The sequence below is a fragment of the Streptomyces sp. NBC_00005 genome (assembly GCF_045160215.1).
In the GTDB taxonomy this organism is placed as follows: domain Bacteria; phylum Actinomycetota; class Actinomycetes; order Streptomycetales; family Streptomycetaceae; genus Streptomyces.
Genome location: NZ_CP108316.1, coordinates 10,378,977 through 10,400,616, shown reverse-complemented (window position 1 = coordinate 10,400,616; position 21,640 = coordinate 10,378,977). Strand labels below are relative to the sequence as shown.

Below are 21,640 nucleotides of genomic sequence, written 5' to 3'. Positions count from 1 at the left end.
GTGGAAGGTATCCCCCTCTCGGGCCCGTTGATCTCCATGCGGTGGTCGCTCCAACGCCAGCCTCTGCGGCCGGACTTCGGCAGACGCGGTGCCAGCCGTGTCCACCCGTCGTTCGTCGGGTCGCCCCGCCCCCACTGGCACACCAATGATCCAGGAACTAGGTGATCAGCTGTCCCGCCGGACAGACACTGAAGACCAAAGGCCGCCCGTCGCCCCGGCTCCTCTCCATGACGACTCCAACTCGCCCAGCGGACATGACCTTTGACCCGGGCATCCGTGAACCAGAGACGTCCGCACTGGCGCATCCCTGGTCACCGAACTCGGCCACGCCGGCGATCTCAGGCCCTGTCGAGCGCGCCCACACGTACGACAGAGGGCAGCAGACAGCGGCTCCGGGAGTGCCCCGCACCGTCCCGCGGTGTTCAGGCGTCGTAAGCGTAGAAGCCGCGGCCGCTCTTGCGACCGAGATGGCCTGCGGCGACCATGCGGCGCAGGAGGGCGGGCGGTGCGTACAGGGGCTCCTTGAACTCCTCGTACATGGACTCGGCCACGGCCTGGGCGGTATCGAGGCCGATGAGGTCCAGCAGGCGCAGCGGGCCCATGGGGTGGGCGCAGCCGAGCTCCATGCCCTGGTCGATGTCGTCGGGGCGGGCGCTGCCCGACTCCACCATCCGTACCGCGCTGAGCAGGTAGGGCACGAGCAGGGCGTTGACGACGAAGCCGGAGCGGTCGGGCGCCTGGATGGCCTGCTTTCCCACCTGTTCGGCGAAGGCGCGGGTGCGCTGCACGGTCTCCTGGCTGGTGGTCAGGGCGGGGATGAGCTCTACCAGTTGCTGCACGGGCACGGGGTTGAAGAAGTGCATGCCGATGACCTGACCGGGCCGTTCGGTGGCGACGGCGAGGTCGACGATGGGGATGGAGGAAGTGTTGGTGGCCAGGATGGCCGCCGGATCCTCGATCGTCTTGTCCAGGGCGCGCAGCACGTCGGTCTTGATGTCGCGGTTCTCGGCGACGGCCTCGACAACGAACTGGCGGTCGGCCAGATCACCGAGATCATGGGTGAAGGAGAGCCGGGCCAGGGCCTGATCGCGCTCGTCCTCGCTGAGCTTGCCGCGCCGTACCGCCCGGTCGAGGGAGCCGGTGATACGGCGCCGGCCGGCCTCGACGGCGTCGGGCGTGGCTTCGGCGACACGGACGTCGATGCCGCTGCGGGCGGCGACTTCGGCGATGCCGGAGCCCATGAGGCCGCAGCCGACGACGCCGAGACGGGTAACGGGGTCCATCTGAGGTCCTATCTGAAGAGGTGGCTGTGCTGTGGCCGTCGGTGGTGGTTGGCTCAGACGTTGCGGCGGTACTGGCCCCCGACCTCGAAGAAGGCGTCGGTGATCTGCTGCAGGGAGCAGACCCGCGCGGCGTCCATGAGGACGGCGAAGACGTTGCGGCCGCTCACCGCCGCGTCCTTGAGAGCGGCAAGGGCGGCGTGGGCCGGGTCGCGGTGGCCGTCCTGGAAGGAACGCACCCGACCCAGCTGGGACCGCTTCTCCTCCTCCGTGGCCCGCGCGAGCTCGATGGCGCCGGGCTCGGCGGTGTCCGCGTAGGGGTTGCGGAAGGTGTTGACGCCGATGATCGGCAGGGTGCCGTCGTGCTTGCGCTGCTCGTACAGCATCGACTCGTCCTGGATACGGCCGCGTTGGTAGCCGGTCTCCATCGCACCGAGCACACCGCCACGCTCGCTGATCCGCTCGAACTCCTGAAGGACGGCTTCCTCGACCAGGTCGGTGAGTTCGTCGATGATGAACGACCCCTGGAGGGGGTTCTCGTTCATGGCCAGGCCCCACTCCCGGTTGATGATCAACTGGATGGCCAGGGCCCGGCGGACGGAGTCCTCGGTGGGGGTGGTGACCGCCTCGTCGTAGGCGTTCGTGTGCAGGCTGTTGCAGTTGTCGTAGATCGCGATGAGCGCCTGCAGGGTGGTGCGGATGTCGTTGAAGTCCATCTCCTGGGCGTGCAGGGAGCGTCCGGAGGTCTGGACGTGGTACTTCAGCTTCTGGCTGCGCTCGCCCGCGCCGTACTTCTCCTGCATCGCCACGGCCCAGATACGGCGGGCGACGCGGCCGAGTACCGAGTACTCGGGGTCCATGCCGTTGGAGAAGAAGAAGGACAGGTTGGGGGCGAAGTCGTCGATGCTCATCCCCCGGGCGAGGTAGGCCTCGACGTAGGTGAAGCCGTTGGCGAGGGTGAAGGCGAGCTGGCTGATGGGGTTCGCCCCGGCTTCGGCGATGTGGTAGCCGGAGATCGAGACCGAGTAGAAGTTGCGGACCTTGTGGGCGATGAACCATTCCTGGATGTCCGCCATCATGCGCAGGCTGAACTCGGTGGAGAACAGGCAGGTGTTCTGGCCCTGGTCCTCCTTGAGGATGTCGGCCTGCACCGTGCCGCGCACGCTGGCCAGAGCGTGCGCACGCAAGCCGGCCGCCTCTTCGGTCGACGGCTCGCGCCCCTCGGCGGTGCGGAACCTTTCGACCTGTTGGTCGATGGCGGTGTTCAGGAAGAACGCCAGGACGGTCGGCGCGGGCCCGTTGATCGTCATGGAGACCGAGGTCGTCGGCGCGACCAGATCGAAGCCTCCGTAGACCTCCTTCATGTCCTCCAGCGTGGCGACGGAGACGCCCGAGGTGCCGATCTTGCCGTAGATGTCGGGACGTTCGTCGGGGTCGCGGCCGTAGAGGGTGACGGAGTCGAAGGCGGTGGACAGGCGCGTGGCCGGCTGTCCCTCGGAGAGCAGCTTGAAGCGTCGGTTGGTGCGGAACGGGTCGCCCTCGCCGGCGAACATGCGGGCCGGGTCCTCGCCGTCGCGTTTGAAGGGGAACACCCCGGCGGTGAAGGGGAAATGGCCGGGCAGGTTGTCCCGGCGCCAGAAGTTCACCAGCTCCCCGTGGTCGGTGAAGCGGGGCAGGGCGACGCGGGGGATCTTGTTGCCGGACAGGGATTCACGGGTCAGCTTGGTGCGGATCTCCTTGTCGCGGACCTTCACCACCTGCTCGTCGCCGGAGTAGGAGGCCATGACGGCGGGCCAGTTGGCGATCTGTTCGGAGATGTGGTGCGGGAGCTGTTTGCGCGCGTCGTCCAGCAGTGACTGAACGTTCCCGGCATCCGAACCCGCTGCTACGAGTTCACCGTTGACCAGGTCCAGGCGCTGCACCCGCCGGGCCGCCTCGGCCAGGCGGTCGGTGTCGGCGTGGTAGCCGCGGACGGTGTCCGTGATCTCGGCGAGGTAGCGCACCCGGTCCGCGGGAACCACCTGCCGGATGCCGGAGGAGTGGCGCACCTCGACCGGTGCCAACGCACCCTCGGACAGCGACAGCCCCTTCCCGGCCAAGCCGGTCCTCAAGTGCTGGTAGAGCGCGGTGACTCCGTCGTCGTTGAAGGTGGCCGCCGAGGTGCCGTACACCGGCATGTCCTCCGGCCGCATGCCGAACGCCTCGCGGTTGCGGACCAGTTGACGGCCCACGTCGCGCAACGCGTCCTTGGCGCCGCGCCGTTCGAACTTGTTGATCGCCACGACGTCGGCGAAGTCGAGCATGTCGATCTTCTCCAACTGCGAGGCGGCGCCGAACTCCGGCGTCATCACGTACAGCGAGGTGTCGACGAACGGCACGATCGCCGCGTCGCCCTGTCCGATGCCCGGCGTCTCCACGATCACCAGGTCGAAACCGGCGGCCTTGACCACGTCGATCACGTCGGACAGGTGCTCCGGCAGCTCGCGGCTGCCTCGGGTGGCGAGGCTGCGGAAGAACACCCGGTTGCCGTCCAGGGAGTTCATCCGGATCCGGTCGCCGAGCAGCGCACCGCCGCCACGGCGACGGGTCGGGTCGACCGCGATCACCGCGATCCGCAGCTTGTCCTGCTGGTCCACCCGGAAGCGGCGCACCAACTCGTCGGTGAGCGACGACTTCCCCGAGCCGCCGGTGCCGGTGATGCCCAGCACCGGCATGGTCCGCGCCGCGGCCGCGGTCCGCAACCGGTCCAGGAACTCCACGGGCAGCTTGCCGAGTTCGGCGCCGGTGATCGCGCGCGCGACCGCGAACGTGTCACCCGCGAGGACGGCGTCGGCGTCGGTCTGCTTGCTGTCCCACAGATCGAAGTCGCAGTCCCGCACGACCGAGTTGACCATCCCGGCCAGACCCATCCGCTGCCCGTCCTCCGGGGAGAAGATGGTCACCCCGCTCCCCCGCAGCCGGGCGATCTCCTCCGGCACGATGACGCCGCCGCCACCGCCCACCACACGCACGTGGTCGGCTCCCTGTGCGCGCAGTGACTCGACCAGGTACTCGAAGTACTCGACGTGTCCGCCCTGGTAGGAGGAGACGGCCACGCCGTGCGCGTCCTCCTCCAGCGCGGCGTCCACGACCTCTCGTACCGATCGGTTGTGTCCGAGATGGATCACCTCGGCGCCCTGGGACTGGAAGATCCGCCGCATGATGTTGATCGACGCGTCGTGCCCGTCGAACAGGGCCGAAGCCGTGACCATACGGACGGGGTGCACGGGACGATGCAGATCGCTCATGGGGGCCTTCCCGGACGGGTCAGAAGAGCACTGACGAAATAAATACTAGGACGTCCTAGTAAATTGCCGGGGATCGGGACGGCCGATGTGATCAGCGGCACAGAGAAGGCGAGAACTGGCTCACAGTCCGGTCACGAGCGGCTTGAACGTCTGGTGGACCGGCAGCACAGACGGGCAGGTGTCACACGCGGGGAGCGCTCCGGACGCTCGGCGAACGCGATCGCGAGGCCGGCACGGGGTCTTTGTGTGCGCTGGTTGTTGATCCCGCCTGCCCCACCCACTGAGAGAAGCGTGACACCGCCTCTGTACGACGACATGGGCACCGCTGTGAAACTCGCCCGTCCGCGCCACGCGACTCCGGCCCTTGGCGCACGCTGCACAGTGCCGCCAGCGGGCTGTCGACCCGGCCGACGGCAGCGGTGGCCGGCTGGTTTGCGGTGGGCGCACGTGAAAGGGATGCCCGCGGTGTCAGTGACAGGGCAGACCTGTTTGCCGATCGCACGCCACTGGAAGGTCACGCCGATGGCGGCCACCCACCATCCCCAGCCGGTGCTGCCGAGCAGCCCGGCCAGGTCACGATCGGCCGGTCCCGACGGCGAACTCAGCGGAAGAACACTCATGAACACGCGGTGCCGTCGAAGCTGAAGTCCTGTCCCGGCCGAACCGCAGCCTGCGTCGAATACGCCGGTCGAGCCGGACCTACGTCACGGCCCGCCCCCGGAGGTGGTCGCAGCGATCCCGGCGTTGGCGGGATCGTCACCGCCGGAGTCCAAGCGGAACGGAGGGTAGGCGTCGGTCATCAGCGACGTGTAGGCGGCCACCCGGAGCACCCACCGGTTCAGGCCGAGAATCAGGTTGTACAGGCCACTTGGGTAGCTACCGGTCACCGCCAGAATGATCGCGGCGATCAGCACCAGGAGCCCGATCAGGCCGCCGCCGGCCCAACTGTAGTAGAGCGTCTCGGAACGCCCGGCGAGCCAGACACCGCCGCCCACGAACACGCCGACGATCAGATAGTGCGGAATGGCCAGCAGCCACCACTTCACCAGCACCAGCCCGCGGGACAGATGGTCGGGGTACGGCACTTGCAGCTGCGCCGGATAGTCGGGGACTTCGGCGAGGGTGAACGGCGGATACCGGTCGGTGCCCAACGCGCTGTAGGAGTAGTAGTTGACCCGCCAGGTCCACCGCATCACGCCGAGGTTGAACTCGAAGATCGGCCGCGGGTACCGACCGGTGAACAGGATCGCGAAGAACGCCACCACGGACAGTACGGCGAACGCGATCCACAAGAAGACCAGCACGATGAAGTGCGGAATGGCCAGGACCCACTTGAACAGCCACAGCCAACGCGACAAGTGCGGATCCAGGCGCGCGTCCACGCGCACGGGATAACTCGGTACGGTCATGGCCGTCCGCCTCCAGATTCGGCCGTGCCTGATGAGACTGCCGAAGTCCGGGGCAGCGCGCCCGACGGGCGCCAGCCCGCCAATGAAACCGACGAACTTATCCGAATTTGACTGTACGCGTAAACGAGGAAGTCAGCGCATAGTGCGCGGAGGGCATGGAACTGGATCATTCGCGCAGTTCAGCGCACGGTGCCGGCGGCTGCCGCGGGAACCGCTGCGCGGCGCGCTGGTCTGGCGCCGGCTGCTGTGGCTGCTCGTCTGACTCGCCCTCATGCTCATCCAGGCGCCGCTACGGGACGGCTTCGGCCTCGGCCCGGTGCTCGGGCCGGCGCTGGCCCTGCTGTCGTCGGTGGGGCTGTGGCTTGTGGTGCCAGCACCTGTTGCTGGGCGGACGGATCGGCCGGCGCGACGCGCTGCCCGAGCGCTGCTCGCGGGGATCGGCACGGCCACGCTGAGCAGGGCCGCCCAGGCGGTGATGCCCACGGCCATGGACCGCAGCCTGTCGGGGTTCGGCGCACTCGGACCGGTCTTCACCTTCCTGTCCTGGCTCATCGCGGTCTTCCTGGTGGCCGTGGCGGGCCTGGCGCTCTACTCGGCGATCGCCGCCGGCGCCTGGTACGAGGCGGTCACCACTCCGCCGTACGGCCGCGGCCCGCGCCGCTGAGCGAGCCGCCCGGTCTCACCCTCCGAGGGTGAAGCGCGCGCTGATTGCCGTGTGCACGCTGAAGAGGGCACGGACCGGGCATCCGCCCGGGACGGAGTTCGGGCGGGACGGAGTTCGGGCGCGTCCCGGAACGGAGGAGAGAGATGAGTGGGGAGACTCTCGCGTACGACTATCCACTGATGGGTGCCTTCTGGACGATGCTGGTGTTCTTCCTGTGGGTCATGTGGTTCGTCCTGCTGTTCCGGATCATCGTCGACATCTTCCGCGACGACGATCTCGGCGGCTGGGCCAAGGCGGGCTGGCTCGTGTTCTGCCTCGTCCTGCCTTTCCTGGGCGTGTTCGTCTACGTGATCGCCCGCGGGAAGCACATGGGCCGGCGCGAGATCAGGCAGGCACGGGATCAGCAGAAGGAGTTCGACGACTACATCCGGAAGACGGCGAAGGGTTCCGGCGGCCCGCCCAGCAGTGTGGACGAGCTCGCGAGGCTGTCGGAGATCAAGGCCCATGGCGACATCACGGAAGAGGAGTTCCAGCGGGCCAAGGAACTGGTCCTGAGCGACTACGGCCCCCCGGTACGCCACTGAGCCGACCCCACGACACCGAGGACAGCGAATCGAGGCAAGGGCATGACCGCATCACACGCCACTCACGCACATCCTGAACCGCATGCCGCCAAGCAGCACTGGGCCGAGGGCCTGACGGTCTTCGCCGCCGTCGTACTCATGGTCGCCGGGCTGCTGGACATCCTGCAGGGGATCATGGCGATCGCCGAGGACGACGTCTTCGTCTCGACGCGCGGTTACGTCTTCGAGTTCGACCTCACCGGCTGGGGCTGGGTCCATCTGGCCCTGGGAGTCGTCGCGGTGATCGTGAGCATGGGGCTGTTCCAGTCGGCGCTGTGGGCCCGGATCGGGGGCGTGGCCATCGCCGGGCTCATCATCATCGCCAACTTCCTCTCGCTGCCGTACTACCCGCTGTGGTCGGTCGTGATGATCGCCTTCTCCGGGTTCGTCATCTGGGCGCTGTGCGTCGAACGCCCCGAGGGCGCTTCGGACTAGGCGGACGGCGGTACGCGAGGGCCACGATCCTGTGAGATCCCGGGACCGGCTTCAGGGGGCGATCTTGTCCGGACAACCCGAGAATGAGTCTGGGTACCCACTCGGAGACGACGGTGCGAAGTGAGGTTGCTCGGTATGGAAGTCGTCGGGCATGCACGGTCTGACGTGCCGGAACGTGCGGCCATGACCGTCGACGAGGGGATGCCCTCGATCGGCACGTTGAGTCCCGCCGACGTCGAAGACCGCTCTCCCGCTCCCGTGGTGCACGCGGATCCCGAAGGGCCGCCGGAGCCGCCCCCACCCGCCTCACCCGAAGAGATCCTGGCCGTCCGCGACATGGTGACGCGGCTGATGAGCACCTGGCCGTCGGTCGCCGAGGCCGTCATCGAGGCCACGGTCAGGTCCGCGTACGACTCCTTCCGTCAGGCCAGAGTCAGGGCCTACGTCCCGATCCTGGTCGAACGCCGGGCCCGGAAGGTGCTCCGCGCTGCCGCCGAGGGCTCGCCGGCGGGAGGAAGTGATCGGTGATGCCGGACGAGCGAGCCGAGCGCATCGCGGATTTCATCGAGCTGCTGAGGGTGGAGCCGGGGTCCAAGGTCCGTCTGGGCCGGGACTTCGATCCTCGCGACAAGGCCGGTCTGAAGAAGCGGGGCGGGGCCGAACTGCTGCGCAACGGGGTGGAGTTGCCGGCGGAGTATCAGCAACGGCTCGCCGCCCAGGACAGGTACGGCGTGCTGCTGTGCCTGCAGGCGCTCGACGCAGGTGCTGTGGATCCACTTCGTGGTCAACGCCTCCTTCGGCTTCGCGCTCGGCTTCGACCGGGAGAGCCCCGGCCTCATGAGCCGCAGGCCGCGTCCGCACGGGGAGTCGGTGCTCACCCGGCCCGTGCTGGTCACGGTCGGGCTCGGCGGGCTCGGCGGGCTCGGCGGGCTGGCGATCACGTGCGGTCTGCTCGGCCTGATCAAACTCGGCCAGGCCCACTTCGGCAGCGTCGAGACCGGTCAGTCGATCGCGTTCACCGCCTTCGCGCTCTGCCTGATCGTGGCCGCGTTCGAGTGCCGCAGCGAGACGGAGTCCGTGCTGACACCGTCAGATGGATTGCGCCGCAATGGCCGACGCCATCGGCGCTCGCCTCGACCGGACCAGGCGGGTGAACGCGCACGCGCACTGACGTGCGAGCGCAGTGGTCCGATGATGCAATGGGTGTACGGGGAGGGTCACGAGCACTAGAGGTGACGCCGTGAGCGACGAAGTCGAAGAACTGGGACCGATCGACTACCTCGTCGTGGAGTTCCCCGGCAACCGAATGACGGGCGAGGGCTTGCCCCTCCTGGTCGATCTCGTGGACCGCGGCCTCATCCGCATCCTCGACCTGACGTTCGTCAGGAAGGAGGAGGACGGCACCGTGAGCGGCATGGAGATCGCCGACCTCACCGGCGACGGCCAACTCGACCTGGCCGTCTTCGAAGGCGCTTCCTCCGGCCTCCTGGGCCAGGACGACGTCGAGGAGGCCGCACGCGCCCTGGAGCCCGGCAGTTCCGCCGGCGTCCTGGTCTACGAGAACCGCTGGGCCGCGCCCTTCGCCGCCGCCCTGAGTCGTGGCGGCGCCAGGATGGTCGCCTCCGGGCGGATCCCGGTGCCTGCCCTCCTGGCCGCGCTCGACAGCAGCGAAGCCGCTCACTGAGCAGCGCCGGACGGCAGCAGACGAGCAGAAGGGAAACCGCCATGCCAGGCCTCCTCCGTGGAGTCGCGCGCACGGCCGTCGTCGCCGGAACGGCGACCGCCGTGTCGAACCGTGTGAGTCGCCGCCAGCAGGGACGCTGGGCGGCCCAGCAGCAGTCCGAGGCCCCGGCGCCCTCCGCCGAGCCGCCGACCGCTCCCCCGGCCCCCGACATGACGAGCAAGATCGAACAGCTCAAGCAGCTCGGCGAGCTCAAGGACCAGGGCGTACTCACCGACAGCGAGTTCGAGGACCAGAAGCGCAGGATTCTCGAGTCATGACCGAAGCTCAGTGAAAACCGCCTGATCGCGGGCCGCACCCCGCGCATCTCTCTCATGAAGCCGGCCTCTGCGAGTGTCCGCCCGCCGGTGCCGGGCACTCCTTCGTCCACGAGGCACCCGAGAGAAGGCCGCCCCAACCAAGCTTTCGGCACGAGGAGTTGAATGCCGCCACGCAGGAACACGGCCTGGTGGTCGCCGGTCAGTGGGAGCGCGGCGGGTCGCTGGTGTGGGCTTCGGCGGTGGTCTTCAGGTCGTGCAGCCACGCTTCGAGGCCCGCGCCGAGGGCGGCGGTCGCGGTGGGTACGTCCGCTTCGACCTGGGTGCCGGTCCAGGTTTCCTCGGTGTGGACGTGCACGCCGCCTTCGACCTTTCTGAAGGTCCACAGGTGGACGCCCTCGTCGATGCGCAGCCCCTCACCGATCGCGGGTCCGCTCCACAGGATGCAGTTGTGGCGCTGGAGTTCCTGGACGGTGGAGGTGATGGCGAGTGTGGTGGCGGGGGTCGTGGGGGTGGCGGGCGCGGGGGTCGTCCACCGGAACTGCGAACCCGCCTTCAGACGGCCGGGGTCGAGACGTTCGGCGGTGATGACAGGGGGTTGCCAGGACGGCCAGCGCTCGACGTCGGTCTGCAGCTTCCAGACAGTGCTCAGTGGCGCCGTGATCACGATGTCGGACGTGTAGTGGATGAGGGCGGTGGTATCGATGCCTCGCCCGCCGCACTGGGACGTACCGCGTTGGGGGGCGGCCTGGGCTGTCGGGATAGTACTTGCGAGAACGGCGGCGACAGCGAGCGCGAGCGTGACCGCGGCCTTACCCGCGCTTAGCCGGCGCTGGAGGGTACGCCTGTCCAGGTCCTGGTGAGGGCGGGGCTGCTGACCATGTGAGTTCGGCAGGCCAGTGCTGACCATGGTGTTCCTCTTGTTTCGTTGGGGTGATTGGACCGGGCCACTCGGGTGCTTGCTACGGGTTCAGGACGACTTTTCCGGCGACGGTGCCCGACTCGGCCAGCCGCAGGGCGTCGGCGACGCGGGTGAGCGGCAGTTGCGCGGCGATCCGGGCTGTGACCTCGCCGCGCTGGAGGGCGGCGAAGACCTGGGTGAGGTCGGTGCGGAGGCGGGCGCGGAAGCGGTTCTTGGCCAGGGCCCGGCCGGCCCACACGTTGAAGAAGTAGGCGTGGCGGCGGTTGGGCAGGGCGTTCCACAGCCACACCCGGCCGAGCAACTTGAGGACGGGCCACTGCTTGGAGCCCTCGTCGTCCCGGGTCGAGGCGCTGCCGTACGAGACGAGCGTGCCTCCGGGGGCGAGGAGGCGCCAGGAGTCGACGATGCCGCGGCCGCCGACGTGGTCGAAGACGGCGTCCACCCCCTGGGGGGCGAGTTCGCGGATCCGTGCGGCGACGTCGTCGGTGCGGTAGTCGACGGGGACGACTCCCTGTTCCCGCAGGGCGTCGTGGTGGCGCGCGGATGCCGTGCCGATCACCTGCGCGCCCGCGGCCTGGGCCAGCTGGACCAGAACCGATCCGACGCCACCGTTCGCGCCGTGCACCACGACGGTGTGCCCCGCGCGGACGCGTGCCTTGCGGTGCAGCATCTGCCAGGCGGTGATGCCGTTGACGACGAGGGTCTCCGCCTCCGCCGCGCCGATGCCGTCGGGCACCGGCACCGCGTCCGCCGCGTCGACGAGCACGTGGCTGGCCCAGCCGCCGACCTTGACCAGCGCGGCGACCCGAGTGCCGGCCAGGCGCGGCTCGACGCCCTCGCCGGTCGCCAGCACCGTACCCACGAGGTCGTAGCCAGGCACGAACGGGAAGGGCGGCTGGTCGTAGTAGCGGCCGCGCCGCATCTGCTGCTCGGCGAAGGAGACGCCGGTCGCCTCCATCCGGATCACGATCTGGCCCGGGCCCGCGGCGGGTACGGCTGCGTGCCGGATCTGAAGTCCTTCGGGCTCGACCTTGCCCGGCAGAACGACCTCGACGAGTTCTTCGGCGTCCATGGCGACCTCCACTGCGTTCCGGATTCAGTTACGTGCGTTCGCGTTCGTTAGAAGTTGTAACGCATCACGTTTCGGATAGTCAATAGCTTCAGTGATAGCCTCTAACTAGACGGTGCGAGCGGAGCCGCAGCGGTGCGGAAAGGTGGCAGGTCAGTGACGGAACAGAGGGCGACGACCCCGCGCGAGCGCTACCGCGCCCAGGTGCGTACGGAGATCAAGCAACGCGCATGGGAACAGATCGCCACGGCGGGCGCGTCCGCGCTCTCCCTCAACGCGATCGCCAAGCAGATGGGCATGAGCGGACCCGCGCTGTACCGGTACTTCGGCGGCCGCGACGAGCTGATCACCGAGCTCGTCAGGGACGCGTACCGAAGCCTCGCCGACACCTTCCGCGCGGCTGCGGAGGCCGGCGCCAATGCGACCGCACTGGCGCACGCCTTGCGGGGATGGGCCCTGCAGGACCCCCAGCGTTACTTCCTCATCTACGGCACGCCCATCCCCGGCTACCACGCGCCCGACGACACCACCGCGATCTCCGTCGAGATCATGGCGACCCTCCTCGACGCCTGTGCCGCGCTGCCCTCGGACGGCCCGGCGACAGCGTTCGACGCACACCTCGAAGGCCACCGGGAATGGGCGGCCGGTCACCCCGCCCCGCCCGCGGTCCTCCACCGGGCGCTGACCTTCTGGACCCGGCTGCACGGCATCCTGTCCCTGGAACTCGCCGGCCACTTCACCGGTATGGGAATCGACCCCGCGCAGCTCTTCGCCGCCGAGCTGGACGACTTGGCGGGTGCGCCGGCGAACTGACCACGTCACGCCCCGCCTTGGTGCGTGCCCGCAGCGCGCCCTCAGAGGCGAGCAACCTTGGTCAACGGCGGTGCACTCGCGCACCTGCCGCCGGTCCAGGCCTCGTCCACCCGTCCGGTTCGGCGCCCGACCGATCTGACCGAACGTAACAACCACTTACAGTTGAACACGTTCAATTTCTCGGGCAGGATGTCCCTGGTCATCTGGATGGCTGGACGAGAGGACCATGGCCATGACGAGTTCGCTCCTCACACCTCGAGGCCGTTTCCGCGTCGGCACGACCGGCGGGGCAACAGCGACGGGAAGCACAGCCCCCACGCAGATCCTCGACTGGCAGCATCCGCATGTCGCCTCGCTGCTGCGGCAGATCGACATGCCGGCGGGCTCGGGGCCTGCCCACCAGGTAGCGGTCCTGCGCCGGGCTCACCGGCGGATCGCGGCAACGGTGCGGCCGGTGTACTCGGTGCAGGACGAGCGGTCCGTGTCCGAGGTGCTTCGCCGGCGCCGAGGCTCGTGCAGCCAGCGGCTGGCCGTGCTGGAGTGCGTGGCGCGGGCATCCGGGGTGGCCACGCGAGTGCGCGGCCTGCTGGTGAGCGGGACATTCTGGTATCCGCGCTTCCCCCGGTTGCACCGGATCGTCCCGGACCAGGTTCTGCTGGCATGGCCGGAATTCCGCCTTGAGGGCCTGTCGACCACCATCCATCCCAACGCGCCCTGGCTGGCAGTCTCAGAACTCTTCGGCAGCATGGCGGAGTTGAGTGACGGTCACGGTGGTGGCTTCACCAATGCCGGCGCGGAGACGCTCTTCGAGGCGTTGTCCAGGACAGCGATCGACTGGGACGGTGTGACGCTCTGCCCGGCCGCCGGCGCCCCGTGTGATCTCTCGGCCCATGTCCTGGCGGACCTGGGCCACTTCGACTCGCGCGACGAACTCTTCGCCCGGCATGGCCAGACTCTCTGCAGGACGGCGAGGCTGCTGGCCGAGCCCGTCCTGGGGCGTCGCTCTGCGGGCGCCTGACGACCTCGTGGCTGCCATCGTGGCGGTGTTCCGCGTAGCTCAGGTCGGCAGGGGGAAGCGATGGGTGAGGTGCTACCGCTCGTAGCGCCGGCGCGCGAGATGGACCGTGATGTCGGCGGCCATCTCGACCGTCTCAGGCAGAACTTGCATGATCTGGCTGAGCACCTGCTCTCGTTCCACAGTCGGCAGAACGAGATAGGCCGAGACGGTCGAGAGTTGGCCGACGTAGTCGCGCGCACTCATCGTCAAGCGCCGTTCGATCACGGACTGTTGAACACCGGTGAACCACTCGGACCGTTGGAGTTCGGTACCGGGCCACTGCATGTCATGCTCCGGAGGTGTCCCGTCCGGGGACGGAATCTCGTCGCTCTCCAAAAAAGGTGCCCGCGCCGCGCGGACAGCTTCCTCGACAGCCGGGTCGGCCAACTGGAGCGGCCCGCCGAACGAGGCGAACACACCGCCCGGCTCCAACAGCTCGGCCACGCGTGACCAACGGCCCTCGGGGTTCGTCCAATGCAGTGCTGCTGCCGCGTAGACCAGCCCGTATCTCTTTCCCGGTCGCAAGTCCTCGAAGGCTGCCTGCATCGTCGTGACGCTTGCCGGCACGTGGTTGCGCAGCTCGGCGAGCATGGCTCCGTCAGGCTCGGTCGCGGTGACGGTGACCCCCCGCTGAGCAAACAGGCGGGTTGCTTTGCCTGTCCCGGCGCCAATCTCGAGGGCAGTCCGAACCGGCTGATCCGCGTACGCCATCACCATGTCGAAAAGCTCCACGGGGTACCCCGGCCGGAACCGTTCATAGGCTTCCGCGATCACTCCAAAACTCAGTGCACGTTCAGACATGCGGAGCATCCTGACACGATCTACGTCGTCGACGCTTGCCCTTTCCACACGCCCCGGCCACCTGATCATCGTCAGCCAGAGCCTGAAGCAACAGCCCCGTCGCGCGGAACACCCCACGGCCGCTGTTTGTGGTCTGGACAGTGGGAAGTGGCTTGGCGCCCGTGAATCCATCCCCCGCTGTCCGGTCGTCGCGCGTATACGCGGCCCGGGAAGTGAGTTGGGAAAGAGAAAAGGCAACTGCTGTGCGGAGCAACCCACTCCGCCCGCCCGTACTATCTGTACGCCGAGCCCTGTGCCGTGATGCGGCCCGTGTCCTCGTACAACGCACGCGGGCCCCACTCCCCGGGCTCGCTGCGCCCCGCCGCAGCCCCGTTTCGGCCGCGGCCTCGAAGAAAGGTCAGCATCATGCCCGAGCACACGACCACCGCCACGGAACTGACCTCGCAATACGCCGCTCAGGTCACCAGCGACCTCGAGAGCAACCTCAAGGAGCAAGAGCGCGTCAGCGGGGAAATCGCCGCAATGCAACAGCAGTTGGCCACCTTGCAGCACGACCACACCGTGCTGGTGAACATGCAGCAGGCACTCGGCATCGCACCCGAACCCGCCGAGCATGCTGCCGCGCCCGAACAGGCCACCGCACCGACTTCCCATAAGAAGACCGCCAGGCGAAAGAGCACCACGGCGCGGGCCAAGAAGACCACTGCCCCACCCAGCCGGGAACGAGCCGACAAGCCGGCCAAGAAGGCCCCGGCCGCAGCCTCAACAGCAGCGCAACCCTCGCTGATCGAACTGATCCGCCAACACCTCGCCGACCAGCGTGAACCACGCTCCACCGCCGAGATCGCCGCCGCCGTCGACCAGACCCACCCCGAACGTGGCATCAAGAACACCGTCGTACGCACGACTCTCGAAAACCTCGTCGCCAAGGGTCACGCCCAGCGCAGCAAGCAGGGCAGCTCCGTCTACTACACCGCTCCCGACGCACCCCAGCCCACGCCGCCCTCCCCAACCCAGTCGCAGCAACAGGAGGAGACGCAACCATAGGAAGCCCATAGCCGTTCGGCACCTCACCGTGCGCGCGGAGAGCGCCCGCGCCTCCGCCGACTCCGTACAAGGCCGCTTTCTGTCCTATGGGCGCCGCGCCAGGACCTCGCCTACGATCCAACTCTCACGTCAGCGACCGCGCGACGATCGCTGGGAGACGTCGCTCCATGTCCACGATCGTGGACGTATCACCTACATACGGGAGCGCTACAACGAGCTGGGCAGTGGAGTCAGTTACGTGCTGAAGGTTCTGCGTGGACGGCCCGCTGTGGAGATCGACGGCAACACCGTCGAAGACTGCCCTGCAGCGGCACTCCCGACCGCCGCCGGTGCCGACGACCAGGACAGGGCACCGGATCCCGGCATTGCAGCGACGGCGGTGGCGCAGGTGGCCACCGCGCGACGGCGGATCGAAGCATGGCTGCGCGAGCGCGCCCCGGCACCGTACGCAGCCATCGATGCCGATTCGTCCGAGGCGGAAATCGCCGCGCTGGGTGGAAACGCTCGACATCGGATCCCCGCGGGTCTCAAGGCTCTGCAGTCCCTGCACTCCGGTGTCCGCGACGTCAATGCGGCTTCAGTCCTCGCGCCCGACTCCGCGATCGGGTGCGCTCATGTCCCCCGTCCCGGGCGTGCCATCGGCGAGCCCGTAGCGCAGGTACACGGTGCCCTTCGGACCGGCCACCGGAGGTTCGAGGAGTGTGACGTTCGTGGGCACCGCGCCACCGTCGAACACCTTCTTCCCGACGCCGAGCACGATCGGGTGCACCCAGAGGTCGAGACGATCGAAGAGCTTCTCTCTCAGGAGGCTCTGCACCAGGTCCAGACTCCCGACGACCTTCACGTGCTCGTGCCGGTCACGGATCTCGCGCACCGCGCCGGCCAGATCCGGACCGAGCTGCGTAGACCCGGCCCACGAGAGGTTGGGTGTGCCGCGGGAGGCCACGTACTTCGGGACTCTGTTGAAGAGCGTGGCGATCTCGTTGTCCTCGCCGCCCTCCTGGTGCGGCCAGTAGGCGGCGAAGATGTCATACGTCCGCCGGCCGAGCAGAAGGGCGTCCGTGCCCTCGTACGCGGCACCGACCTGTGCTCCGGCAACCTCGTCCAGCAGGGGCGCCTGCCAGCCGCCGAACGGGAACCCCACCGGATCCTCGTCGGGGCCGCCGGGCGCCTGCCCGACGAGGTCGAGGGTTGCGAACATCTCGATGTGGATGAGGCCCATGCCTTACTCCCGATGAGTTGGATGTCTCGGTCGTCAGGTAGACCCGTGGGCTCCGGCAGACTCATCGCTGCGACGGCACCCCGCTTCGTACTCGTCCACCGCCTCGCCCGGTGCGTCCACCCCGTCCCGCGGGTCAGCGTCCTTGCGACGCCCGGCGGAAGGTTCTGCAGGTTCTGCAGGTATGACGTGCGCCTTGATCCAGGCCCACACCTCCGATTCCTCGAACAACAGATGCCGACCGATCTTGAAACGCCCAGCACAGTGCCCTGCATACGCCGGGCCGGGACACCGCACCGGCACTCCCACTCACGGTAGATCACAGACCGCGTCCAAACCATGTGCTGCCGTGCGTCCAGCGTCACCGCAGGTCACTGGCGTGATCTACGGCTGTGGTACGAGGGCATGTAGCGAAACCGCTGCGCACAGAGAGCATCGGCAGCGGGTTTCATGCTGCGGCCCTTGGCGATAGCCGTGACGTCGCCTGCCGCGGCACGGAGCGCGGTGACGGCGAGGCCCCCCGGACATCGGCATGTTGCACCAGATGGCCGACGAATGCCGAGCCCAGCGCGACTCCTGCCGACCGCCACAAGGAGCGGAACACCGTCGAGCGCCTGATCGACATGCTGAAGTCCTGGTGGGGTGTCGCGGTTCGTTACGACACTCCGCCCGAGAGCTACCTCGCCGGCCTCCCCCTCCGCGCCTCGATGATCTGGATCAACGACCTCCTTGAGGCAACCGGTGGATCGCGCCCCTGGGGCAGCCGGCCAGCGCATGCGCGTCAGCCTGTGGGCATGCCGATCTGGTCGCGTTCCAGTACGGAGCGGAGTTTCGAGAGGGTCTGCGCAGCTGTCGACATCGGGGCTCCGTCGAGAGTGTCTCCGATCAGCTCGGCCAGACGCTCGGTGAAGGTGCGGTCGGCCGCATCGACCAACATCAAGCCCTCGTCGGTCAGCGCCAGCAGCGACGACCGACGATCCGATGGATTGTGTTGCCGGACAACCCATCCCTGTCTCTCCAGGCGGTCGACGCTCTTGCTGGTCGCCCCAACGCCGACCGCGAACTCGGCAGCGAGGTCCGCCACCCGGGACCCGGGATGGTCACGGAGGTGGCGCAGGAACTCGAACTGCGACGTGACGATCCCGTGCCGCTCGCGAAGACGGTCGTTGAGGGCGTTGTACAGACGCGTCTCGCACCGGACGAGGTCAGCGAAGAAACCCGGGAGGTCGCTGGTGCCACTGGATTTATATGCCACGGCATATAGTGTAGCGGCAGCTACTAACGACGGGAGCAAAGATGAGCAAGGAACAGCGCGCGATCATCGACGCAACGCTGCGGCAGCCTCGACCCGGGGGCCGTCAATCGGTTGAGGAGATCCGAGCCGGATTCAGGGCGATGATGGCCAAAATGATCATCCCGGGCGGGATCCGCACCACGGCGACGACGCTTGGCCCGCGCCCCGCACTGCTTGTCGAACCGGCCGACGGCCCACGCGCCGGGACGATCTTGTACTTCCATGGCGGCGGCTACGTGTTCGGTTCACCCGAGACCGCACTGTCGCTGACGGGCAACCTCGTGGCCAAGACAGGCTTCAGGGCCTTCTCGCTGGAGTACCGGCTCGCCCCCGAGCACCCGTTCCCGGCCGCGATCGAAGACACGCTGAGCGCTTACCGCGCACTGCTCGACAGCGGCGAAGATCCTTCCAGCATCGTGTTCGCCGGGGACTCCGCCGGCGGTGGCCTCACCGTCACCACCTGCCTTGCCGCCCGCGACGCGGATCTCCCGATGCCTGCGGCGATCGTGGCGTTCTCCCCCGGACTCGACGCCACCCGGACGGGCGAGAGCATGGACACCAAAGCAGGCATCGACCCCTACTTCACACGCGAAAGCCTGGATCACACCGGAGCCATGTACCTCGCCGGGCAGGACCCGGACCAACCCATGCTCAGCCCGGCCGTCCTCGCCGACCTGACCGGTTTCCCGCCGATGCTCCTGCAGGCAGGCACCAATGAAGTGCTCCTGGACGACTCCACACGCATGGCCGCGCGCGCGAGAGCCGCCGGAGTGGACGTCGTCCTCGACATCACCGCCGACGTGCCCCACGTGTTCCAGTCGTTCGCCGGCGTCCTCAACGAAGCCGACGAGGCACTGGACCGCGCGGCCCTCTTCCTCACCCAGCACATCCGCACCCCGGTCGCAGCAAGCACGCCCGCGGGATAAAGCCGGCCGACAGCCTCACCCCCGGCCGCTGCGTCGAATGACGGCCCCGAAGGCGACGTCGAAGCCGCTACCCGGTCGATCCTCCGGAGACGGGGCCCTCCATCTGACCAGGACTCGAGACAGACCCCAATGCGTGTTGCACAAGCCGTGAACAGGTCATCTTCGTTGCATAGCTGGAGCCTTGAGGGCCGAGCGAGTGTGCGTGGAAGCGTTCACCGGGCTGCGAGGTGAGCAGTTCGGGCGACTGCTGGAGGCAGTGCGGGAACGCGGTGGTGATGGCTGCGGACGGGGCGACCGTGGCGGTTGCCGTTGGCCGAGCGCCTCAAGTGGCTGGCCACCCGCGGCATCCTCACCGAGACCGAGCCCGGCTCGTTCACCCTCGTGGCCAAACCGGAATCTACCCAACAGTCCTGACCAGCACGCCGGAGCGCAACCGTCTCAAGAGGCAGTCAAACCCTTTCAAAATGCCCTCTCACGTCCACAGCCGCTCGCAGGAGCCGTGCACAGCTTCGCGGCAGCATCTGGCAAGGAACGTGTCGATGCCTCGGAGGGAAGGCGAGTGCCCCGTAGCCAGTGAGACCCGCTGTGCACGCCAGACGTTCTGGCGTCAGCTGGTTGACGGCACGCGGGCGACTCCCGAGTAAATGCCGCTTCCCTCTGGTGCCGAGGCCGGGGCCGAGGTGACCCACTCGGTCGCCGTGACCAAGCCGGGCGGGACGAGGTCCAGGCCGTCGAAGAAGCGCTCCACCTCAGTACGGGTGCGGAAACCGAGCTGGATGCCGCCTCTGGCGTACTCGGCGGTGACCTGCTCGGCAAGCTCCGGAAACAGGTCGGACGCGGCGTGCGAGAGCACCAGGTAGCTGCCCGACGGCAGCGTGGCGACCAGGTCACGGACAATGCCGTGGGCATCCTGCTCGTCGGGGATGAAATGCATCAACGCGATCAGCGACAGCGCGATCGGCCGGGTGAAGTCGAGGACGCCGCGGGCGTGTTGGACGATGCCCTCCGGGCGCCGCACATCTGCCTGGATGTAGTCGGTAGCTCCCTCGGGACGGCTGACCAGGAGGGCCTCGGCATGGCGCAGGACGATCGGATCGTTGTCGGTGTAGACGACCTTCGCTGTCGGGACAATGTCCTGGACGATCTGGTGGAGATTGGGCTCGGTGGGTATCCCCGTGCCGATGTCCAGGAACTGGTCGATGCCCTGCGAGGCGAGCCACGCCGCCGCCCGGTGCATGAACTGGCGGTTCTGCCGGGCCGCGTCCCTCGCCTCGGGCGGCAGTTTCTCTCCCACCGCCTCGTCGACCGGGTAGTTGTCCTTGCCGCCCAGCAGCCAGTCATAGACTCGCGCGGGATGCGCTTTGTCAGTAGCGATCTGCGGAAACCGCTGTGGGTCGGTCGTCATGGCAACTCCATCGCGCCGGTGAACAGATCAGACCAAATGCTTGATCACCATACTCGGATCTGCCACGCGGTCTGCACGACAGCGGAGTTGGGGCCACCTTGGCCGCGTTCGTCCTCGCGTACAGCGCCGGGACAGCCCATGGCTCGTGACGCAATCCCCCGAGGGTGGGCCGACGTCGGGGCAGCGGTGGCACGTGCGCGGGTTGCGCCCGCACGACCGATGAGTTCCGCCTCGCCGCGTCGTCGGCATGTGAGAACGTCCCCCTTCCGCGCCCGCGGGAGGCCCGTGATGAGATCACAAGGAGCGTGCACACCATGGCTGAGGAGAAGGTGAGCGCCACCCTGACGGTCGCCGTGCCCGCCGCGAAGGTGTTCGCGGTGCTGGCCGACCCGACGACCCATTCTGCGATCGACGGCACCGGCTGGGTTTCGGAAGCTGTCGACCGGGCGCCGCTGACCGAGGTGGGTCAGATTTTCCGGATGGGCATGTATCACGCCAACCACCCCGCCGGTGACTACCAGGTGGTCAACAAGGTCCAGGTGATCGAGCCGCCTCGCGCCATTGGCTGGCTGACGGGGTACCGCAAGGACGACGGTCACCTGGAGTTCGGCGGCTGGATCTGGCGTTACGACCTGGCGCCGCTCGGTCCGTCCGAGGCTGAGGTCACGCTCACCTACGACTGGTCGGCGGTGCCGCAGTTCGTCCGGGAACGAGGCATCCAGTTCCCGCCGTTCGGCCCGGAGCATCTCACCAACTCGCTGCAGCACCTGGCCGAGCTTGCCGCGTCGACGTCCCGGGCCTGGACGCCCGGCGGCCACTGAACGGAGCTGTCCAGGAGAGTTCCGACGCCGTGATCACACCAGACACGGCAAGATCATCTCGTCCAGGACCAGTAGTTACTGGACAGCCCGACCGGAGACCAAGTTCGAGTGACATTCGGACGCCGGCAAACAGCTCAGGCGGCAACCAGTGAGGCATGGATCCGACCTACGGCACGCAGGACCTCGTCTCGGTTCCTCGCTCGCTTGATCCATACCGGAAGGCGAGCCACCAAAGTCATCGTCTGTCCGGTGTCGTACCAGGGAGCTCGTTCCCGCAGAGGTACTCGGACGAAACAGCGGATCAGCTCGAGATGTTCGAGGTTGTACGCCCACAACCACCCACGCCGGGTCTCAACCTGGAGCCACAGCGGCATACGCGACGACCTGGCCGGAGGCGACCTCCGCGGGCTTGCCATCGCCTGGCGGGCAGCCAACGAGACCCTCTTGTTCAGCGAGGCGTCGCAGAGACCGCCCATGCCCGAGGAGCTGGAGGAGGACGAACTCAATCCTCAACTGCACGCACTCATCCAGCTACTCGAAGAGATTCCTTGAATGCCCGCCTCAGCAATA

General features: G+C 67.9%; 20 protein-coding genes and 4 pseudogenes. 14 read left to right on the top strand and 10 right to left on the bottom strand.

Annotated elements, in window-relative coordinates; all coding sequences use genetic code 11:
- Nucleotides 1–422: 422 nt before the first annotated feature.
- From OG303_RS47470 to OG303_RS47460, 3 genes are all read right to left on the bottom strand, one after another.
- On the bottom strand, nucleotides 423–1,283 hold the full coding sequence (locus tag OG303_RS47470) for a 3-hydroxybutyryl-CoA dehydrogenase (protein WP_405876264.1): 861 nt from the start codon (nucleotides 1,281–1,283) through the stop codon (nucleotides 423–425).
- A 53-nt stretch (nucleotides 1,284–1,336) separates the two neighbouring features.
- On the bottom strand, nucleotides 1,337–4,567 hold the full coding sequence (icmF, locus tag OG303_RS47465; RefSeq protein WP_405876263.1) for a fused isobutyryl-CoA mutase/GTPase IcmF: 3,231 nt from the start codon (nucleotides 4,565–4,567) through the stop codon (nucleotides 1,337–1,339).
- Between the two features lie 704 nt (nucleotides 4,568–5,271).
- The gene (locus OG303_RS47460; protein WP_405876262.1) at nucleotides 5,272–5,976 is read right to left on the bottom strand and encodes a DUF4389 domain-containing protein; all 705 of its coding nucleotides are present in this window, start codon (nucleotides 5,974–5,976) and stop codon (nucleotides 5,272–5,274) included.
- A gap of 271 nt (nucleotides 5,977–6,247) precedes the next feature.
- Between OG303_RS47460 and OG303_RS47455 the strand changes: the two genes are divergently transcribed.
- The 7 genes and pseudogenes from OG303_RS47455 (at nucleotide 6,248) to OG303_RS47425 (ending at nucleotide 9,699) form a co-directional block, all read left to right on the top strand.
- Nucleotides 6,248–6,640, top strand: a complete 393-nt coding sequence (locus tag OG303_RS47455; protein WP_405876261.1) for a hypothetical protein — start codon at nucleotides 6,248–6,250, stop codon at nucleotides 6,638–6,640.
- 143 nt (nucleotides 6,641–6,783) lie between these two features.
- Complete coding sequence (locus tag OG303_RS47450) at nucleotides 6,784–7,224, top strand: SHOCT domain-containing protein (RefSeq protein WP_405876260.1); 441 nt, start codon at nucleotides 6,784–6,786, stop codon at nucleotides 7,222–7,224.
- Nucleotides 7,225–7,266: 42 nt separating this feature from the next.
- The gene (locus OG303_RS47445; protein ID WP_405876259.1) at nucleotides 7,267–7,698 is read left to right on the top strand and encodes a hypothetical protein; all 432 of its coding nucleotides are present in this window, start codon (nucleotides 7,267–7,269) and stop codon (nucleotides 7,696–7,698) included.
- A gap of 183 nt (nucleotides 7,699–7,881) precedes the next feature.
- Entirely contained in the window at nucleotides 7,882–8,226 is a 345-nt protein-coding gene (locus OG303_RS47440) for a three-helix bundle dimerization domain-containing protein (protein ID WP_405876258.1), read from the top strand.
- A 231-nt stretch (nucleotides 8,227–8,457) separates the two neighbouring features.
- A pseudogene (locus tag OG303_RS47435) lies at nucleotides 8,458–8,784 on the top strand (cation transporting ATPase C-terminal domain-containing protein); the annotation flags it as partial.
- Between the two features lie 154 nt (nucleotides 8,785–8,938).
- Entirely contained in the window at nucleotides 8,939–9,382 is a 444-nt protein-coding gene (locus OG303_RS47430) for a DUF6325 family protein (protein ID WP_405876257.1), read from the top strand.
- Nucleotides 9,383–9,423: 41 nt separating this feature from the next.
- Complete coding sequence (locus OG303_RS47425; protein ID WP_405876256.1) at nucleotides 9,424–9,699, top strand: SHOCT domain-containing protein; 276 nt, start codon at nucleotides 9,424–9,426, stop codon at nucleotides 9,697–9,699.
- A 199-nt stretch (nucleotides 9,700–9,898) separates the two neighbouring features.
- Here OG303_RS47425 and OG303_RS47420 read toward each other — a convergent pair whose 3' ends face one another.
- Together OG303_RS47420 and OG303_RS47415 are read right to left on the bottom strand one after the other, a co-directional pair.
- Nucleotides 9,899–10,549 (bottom strand): SRPBCC family protein, encoded by a 651-nt coding sequence (locus OG303_RS47420; RefSeq protein WP_405877832.1) that lies wholly within the window; start codon nucleotides 10,547–10,549, stop codon nucleotides 9,899–9,901.
- 109 nt (nucleotides 10,550–10,658) lie between these two features.
- Nucleotides 10,659–11,690 (bottom strand): medium chain dehydrogenase/reductase family protein, encoded by a 1,032-nt coding sequence (locus OG303_RS47415; protein ID WP_405876255.1) that lies wholly within the window; start codon nucleotides 11,688–11,690, stop codon nucleotides 10,659–10,661.
- A gap of 153 nt (nucleotides 11,691–11,843) precedes the next feature.
- Between OG303_RS47415 and OG303_RS47410 the strand changes: the two genes are divergently transcribed.
- Nucleotides 11,844–12,500, top strand: a complete 657-nt coding sequence (locus OG303_RS47410; protein ID WP_405876254.1) for a TetR/AcrR family transcriptional regulator — start codon at nucleotides 11,844–11,846, stop codon at nucleotides 12,498–12,500.
- Nucleotides 12,501–12,732: 232 nt separating this feature from the next.
- On the top strand, nucleotides 12,733–13,518 hold the full coding sequence (locus OG303_RS47405; RefSeq protein ID WP_405876253.1) for a transglutaminase domain-containing protein: 786 nt from the start codon (nucleotides 12,733–12,735) through the stop codon (nucleotides 13,516–13,518).
- A 72-nt stretch (nucleotides 13,519–13,590) separates the two neighbouring features.
- Here the strand turns inward: OG303_RS47405 and OG303_RS47400 are convergent, their stop codons facing one another.
- Nucleotides 13,591–14,358 carry a class I SAM-dependent methyltransferase gene (locus OG303_RS47400; protein WP_405876252.1) on the bottom strand — a complete coding sequence of 256 codons (768 nt, stop codon included), beginning with the start codon at nucleotides 14,356–14,358 and terminating at the stop codon, nucleotides 13,591–13,593.
- A 405-nt stretch (nucleotides 14,359–14,763) separates the two neighbouring features.
- Between OG303_RS47400 and OG303_RS47395 the strand changes: the two genes are divergently transcribed.
- Nucleotides 14,764–15,405 carry a hypothetical protein gene (locus OG303_RS47395; protein WP_405876251.1) on the top strand — a complete coding sequence of 214 codons (642 nt, stop codon included), beginning with the start codon at nucleotides 14,764–14,766 and terminating at the stop codon, nucleotides 15,403–15,405.
- A gap of 577 nt (nucleotides 15,406–15,982) precedes the next feature.
- On the opposite strand, the gene OG303_RS47390 is transcribed toward OG303_RS47395, so the two are convergent.
- Nucleotides 15,983–16,627: a dihydrofolate reductase family protein gene (locus OG303_RS47390; RefSeq protein ID WP_405876250.1), complete on the bottom strand. Its 645-nt coding sequence runs from the start codon at nucleotides 16,625–16,627 to the stop codon at nucleotides 15,983–15,985.
- A gap of 575 nt (nucleotides 16,628–17,202) precedes the next feature.
- On the opposite strand from OG303_RS47390, the pseudogene OG303_RS47385 reads away from it, so the two are divergent.
- Nucleotides 17,203–17,358, top strand: a pseudogene (locus tag OG303_RS47385) (IS5/IS1182 family transposase); the annotation flags it as partial.
- 47 nt (nucleotides 17,359–17,405) lie between these two features.
- Here the strand turns inward: OG303_RS47385 and OG303_RS47380 are convergent.
- Nucleotides 17,406–17,879: a MarR family winged helix-turn-helix transcriptional regulator gene (locus OG303_RS47380; RefSeq protein WP_405876249.1), complete on the bottom strand. Its 474-nt coding sequence runs from the start codon at nucleotides 17,877–17,879 to the stop codon at nucleotides 17,406–17,408.
- Between the two features lie 41 nt (nucleotides 17,880–17,920).
- Here OG303_RS47380 and OG303_RS47375 point away from each other — a divergent pair, with 41 nt between their 5' ends.
- Nucleotides 17,921–18,844: an alpha/beta hydrolase gene (locus tag OG303_RS47375; protein WP_405876248.1), complete on the top strand. Its 924-nt coding sequence runs from the start codon at nucleotides 17,921–17,923 to the stop codon at nucleotides 18,842–18,844.
- Nucleotides 18,845–19,013: 169 nt separating this feature from the next.
- A pseudogene (locus OG303_RS47370) lies at nucleotides 19,014–19,180 on the top strand (IS5/IS1182 family transposase); the annotation flags it as partial.
- 271 nt (nucleotides 19,181–19,451) lie between these two features.
- Here OG303_RS47370 and OG303_RS47365 read toward each other — a convergent pair.
- Nucleotides 19,452–20,249: an SAM-dependent methyltransferase gene (locus OG303_RS47365; RefSeq protein WP_405876247.1), complete on the bottom strand. Its 798-nt coding sequence runs from the start codon at nucleotides 20,247–20,249 to the stop codon at nucleotides 19,452–19,454.
- Nucleotides 20,250–20,563: 314 nt separating this feature from the next.
- Here OG303_RS47365 and OG303_RS47360 point away from each other — a divergent pair, with 314 nt between their 5' ends.
- Complete coding sequence (locus tag OG303_RS47360; protein WP_405876246.1) at nucleotides 20,564–21,070, top strand: polyketide cyclase; 507 nt, start codon at nucleotides 20,564–20,566, stop codon at nucleotides 21,068–21,070.
- Nucleotides 21,071–21,204: 134 nt separating this feature from the next.
- Here the strand turns inward: OG303_RS47360 and OG303_RS47355 are convergent.
- Nucleotides 21,205–21,441 (bottom strand): annotated as a pseudogene (locus OG303_RS47355) (hypothetical protein); the annotation flags it as partial.
- Nucleotides 21,442–21,640 lie beyond the last annotated feature (199 nt).

Coding starts and splice junctions, on each gene's coding strand:
- OG303_RS47400 (WP_405876252.1), bottom strand. CDS start 14,358: ATGTCTGAACGTGCACTGAGTTTTGGAGTGATCGCGGAAGCCTATGAA.
- icmF (WP_405876263.1), bottom strand. CDS start 4,567: ATGAGCGATCTGCATCGTCCCGTGCACCCCGTCCGTATGGTCACGGCT.
- OG303_RS47455 (WP_405876261.1), top strand. CDS start 6,248: ATGCTCATCCAGGCGCCGCTACGGGACGGCTTCGGCCTCGGCCCGGTG.
- OG303_RS47405 (WP_405876253.1), top strand. CDS start 12,733: ATGACGAGTTCGCTCCTCACACCTCGAGGCCGTTTCCGCGTCGGCACG.
- OG303_RS47450 (WP_405876260.1), top strand. CDS start 6,784: ATGAGTGGGGAGACTCTCGCGTACGACTATCCACTGATGGGTGCCTTC.
- OG303_RS47470 (WP_405876264.1), bottom strand. CDS start 1,283: ATGGACCCCGTTACCCGTCTCGGCGTCGTCGGCTGCGGCCTCATGGGC.
- OG303_RS47445 (WP_405876259.1), top strand. CDS start 7,267: ATGACCGCATCACACGCCACTCACGCACATCCTGAACCGCATGCCGCC.
- OG303_RS47415 (WP_405876255.1), bottom strand. CDS start 11,690: ATGGACGCCGAAGAACTCGTCGAGGTCGTTCTGCCGGGCAAGGTCGAG.
- OG303_RS47365 (WP_405876247.1), bottom strand. CDS start 20,249: ATGACGACCGACCCACAGCGGTTTCCGCAGATCGCTACTGACAAAGCG.
- OG303_RS47375 (WP_405876248.1), top strand. CDS start 17,921: ATGAGCAAGGAACAGCGCGCGATCATCGACGCAACGCTGCGGCAGCCT.
- OG303_RS47440 (WP_405876258.1), top strand. CDS start 7,882: ATGACCGTCGACGAGGGGATGCCCTCGATCGGCACGTTGAGTCCCGCC.
- OG303_RS47460 (WP_405876262.1), bottom strand. CDS start 5,976: ATGACCGTACCGAGTTATCCCGTGCGCGTGGACGCGCGCCTGGATCCG.
- OG303_RS47390 (WP_405876250.1), bottom strand. CDS start 16,627: ATGGGCCTCATCCACATCGAGATGTTCGCAACCCTCGACCTCGTCGGG.
- OG303_RS47425 (WP_405876256.1), top strand. CDS start 9,424: ATGCCAGGCCTCCTCCGTGGAGTCGCGCGCACGGCCGTCGTCGCCGGA.
- OG303_RS47395 (WP_405876251.1), top strand. CDS start 14,764: ATGCCCGAGCACACGACCACCGCCACGGAACTGACCTCGCAATACGCC.
- OG303_RS47360 (WP_405876246.1), top strand. CDS start 20,564: ATGGCTGAGGAGAAGGTGAGCGCCACCCTGACGGTCGCCGTGCCCGCC.